This is a genomic window from Oleiphilus sp. HI0117 (assembly GCF_001635235.1).
Genome location: NZ_LWGA01001019.1, coordinates 1 through 2,690 on the forward strand (window position 1 = coordinate 1; position 2,690 = coordinate 2,690).

The 2,690-nt window shown below is 43.0% G+C and carries 3 protein-coding genes and 1 pseudogene; all 4 read left to right on the forward strand.

Annotated elements, in window-relative coordinates:
* Positions 1-156 (forward strand): 30S ribosomal protein S9 (gene rpsI / locus A3757_RS18260; protein ID WP_082872141.1); only part of this gene is annotated, 156 nt, incomplete at its 5' end.
* A gap of 298 nt (positions 157-454) precedes the next feature.
* The gene (gene petA, locus A3757_RS18265; protein WP_068516412.1) at positions 455-1,048 is read left to right on the forward strand and encodes a ubiquinol-cytochrome c reductase iron-sulfur subunit; all 594 of its coding nucleotides are present in this window, start codon (positions 455-457) and stop codon (positions 1,046-1,048) included.
* Positions 1,048-2,259, forward strand: a complete 1,212-nt coding sequence (locus A3757_RS18270) for a cytochrome bc complex cytochrome b subunit (RefSeq protein ID WP_068516409.1) — start codon at positions 1,048-1,050, stop codon at positions 2,257-2,259. The genes petA and A3757_RS18270 overlap by 1 nt, the downstream gene beginning before the upstream one ends.
* A pseudogene (locus tag A3757_RS18275) lies at positions 2,259-2,690 on the forward strand (cytochrome c1); the annotation flags it as partial. The gene A3757_RS18270 and the pseudogene A3757_RS18275, both read left to right, overlap by 1 nt.

Below are 2,690 nucleotides of genomic sequence, written 5' to 3' on the forward strand. Positions count from 1 at the left end.
CGTCACGGTATTGCTCGTGCTCTAATGGAGTATGACGAAACGTTGCGTCCAGCACTGCGTGAAGCAGGTTGGGTTACTCGTGATGCGCGTGCAGTAGAGCGTAAGAAGGTTGGTCTACGCAAAGCGCGTAAGAAGCCTCAGTTCTCAAAGCGTTAATACGCCTTATTCAAGAAACGCTTGTCGGTTATGCTGGCAGGCGTTTTTTTTTATGTTAATCCTTATTTTTATTAGGGATATTGTAGCGAAAGTTGTTGAAGCGGCAGGTCAATTTAATTACTATCTGTGGGTTTTGAAGTGCGCGGTCTAAAATTTTAGTCTAGTGTCGATAAGATAAAGTGATTGGGCGTTATTTACGCAGGTATAAGTTACTTATACTGGTGTAGATGTTGCTGGGTCATCATAACTAAACTACTACGTAAATATTGGTACGTAGTTAATATTGGGAGATGCCTATATGAGTGATGGCGACGTTAATGCTGGCCGACGCCGATTTTTAATCGGTGCTACCTCCGTTGTTGGTGGGGTAGGGGCAATTGGAGCAGCGGTTCCGTTTGTTGCGTCTTGGAATCCAAGTGCAAAAGCAAAAGCTGCCGGTGCGCCAGTTAAAGCAAGCATTGGAAAGTTGGAGCCAGGTCAGAGAATGACTGTTGAGTGGCGAGGTAAACCTGTTTGGGTTATTCGTCGAACTCAAGAGATGCTTGATAATATTGAAAAGCTGTCTGATGAGTTGCGAGACCCTCAGTCTGAGTTACCTCAGCAGCCTGAATATATTAAAGGGGTGTTTAGATCTTCGCGCCCTGAGTATGCAGTCATTGTTGGTATCTGTACTCACCTAGGTTGTTCTCCACAATTCGTGCCAGAAGTGAAGCCTCAAGAATTTGATGCTAACTGGGTAGGTGGCTTTTTCTGTCCTTGTCACGGTTCTCGTTTTGATTTGGCAGGTCGAGTCTATAAAGGGGTTCCAGCACCTAAGAACTTGGAAATTCCTCCTTATAAGTACCTGGATGATGCAACGGTAGTTATTGGTGTTGATGAGGAGCAGGCATAATGCAAAAGCTAATTAACTGGATTGACGAGCGCCTCCCTGTTGTTGAAGCATTCGAAAATCACATGAGTAAATACTACGCGCCAAAGAACTTTAATGTTTGGTATATTTTTGGTGTGCTTTCAATGGTTGTTTTGGTTAACCAGCTTCTTACTGGTATTTGGTTGACTATGAGCTACAACCCAAGTGCTGAAGGTGCGTTTGCATCGGTTGAGTACATTATGCGTGATGTTGAATATGGCTGGTTGCTGCGTTACTTGCACTCCACCGGCGCTTCAGCATTCTTTGTTGTGGTTTATCTGCATATGTTCCGTGGCTTAATGTATGGTTCATATAAGAAGCCTAGAGAACTTATCTGGATCTTCGGTATGACGATCTATTTAGCTTTGATGGCTGAAGCATTTATGGGTTATTTGTTACCGTGGGGCCAGATGTCTTACTGGGGTGCTCAGGTTATCGTAAACCTATTTGGCGCGATCCCTTACATTGGTGAGGATTTGTCCTTGTGGATTCGTGGTGATTACCTGATTTCAGGTATCACGCTAAACCGCTTCTTTGCTTTGCATGTCGTGGCATTGCCTATCGTTATTTTGGCATTGGTTGTTCTGCATGTATTAGCTTTACATACTGTGGGTTCGAATAACCCAGATGGTATCGAAATAAAGCAGAATAAAGACGAAAACGGTATTCCAAAAGACGGTATTCCTTTCCATCCTTTCTATAGTGTGCACGATATTGTCGGTATTGTTGTTTTCTTGTTTGTATTCTGTGGTGTTGTCTTCTTCTTCCCTGAGATGGGTGGTTACTTTATCGAGAAGCCAAACTTTGAACCAGCAAACCCGCTGAAAACGCCTGATCATATTGCTCCTGTTTGGTACTTTACTCCATTCTACGCAATGCTTCGTGCTGTACCTGATGCATTCTTGGGTGTGGTTGTGATGGGTGCTGCAATAGCAATTCTGTTTGTCTTGCCTTGGCTGGACAAGAGCCCTGTTAAGTCTATTCGTTATAAAGGCTGGATCAGTAAAGTTGCGCTAGCGTTGTTAGTCGTATCATTTTCTATACTCGGTTATTTAGGTGTTGTTGTTGCGACGCCTGAAAGAACGCTATGGGCGCAGATTTTGACTGCTGTGTATTTTGCCTACTTTTTATTAATGCCTTGGTATACAAAGATTGAAAAAACCAAGCCAGTTCCAGAGAGGGTGACAGGATAATGAAACATTTATTAATTGCGGTTTTCTGTTCTGTTATTTCTTTAGGTGCTTTTGCTGCAGGTGGACCTGCAGCGCCTATGGATCACATCAAAACAGACATTTCAGATAATGAGTCTTTACAGAATGGTTTATCTTTATTTGTGAACTACTGTTTTGCTTGCCACTCAATGAAGTACGCTCGTTATGAGCGTGCTGCTGATGATTTAGGAATTCCTCATGATATTTTTGAAGAAAATATTCTCGTAGGTGATACCAAGATCGGCCAGTTAATGGAAATTTCCATGGCTGAAGATCAGGCAAAGGTTTGGTTTGGTAGTGCTCCGCCTGATTTGACTTTGAGTGCTCGTTTGCGTGGTCCTGATTGGATATATAACTACTTGCGTGGATTTTACGCCGATTCAAAGCGCCCTTATGGTGTGAATAACGTAATT

Bases quoted from the DNA above. Each gene is read 5' to 3' on its own strand.
- petA (WP_068516412.1), top strand. From the start codon at position 455: ATGAGTGATGGCGACGTTAATGCTGGCCGACGCCGATTTTTAATCGGT.
- A3757_RS18270 (WP_068516409.1), top strand. From the start codon at position 1,048: ATGCAAAAGCTAATTAACTGGATTGACGAGCGCCTCCCTGTTGTTGAA.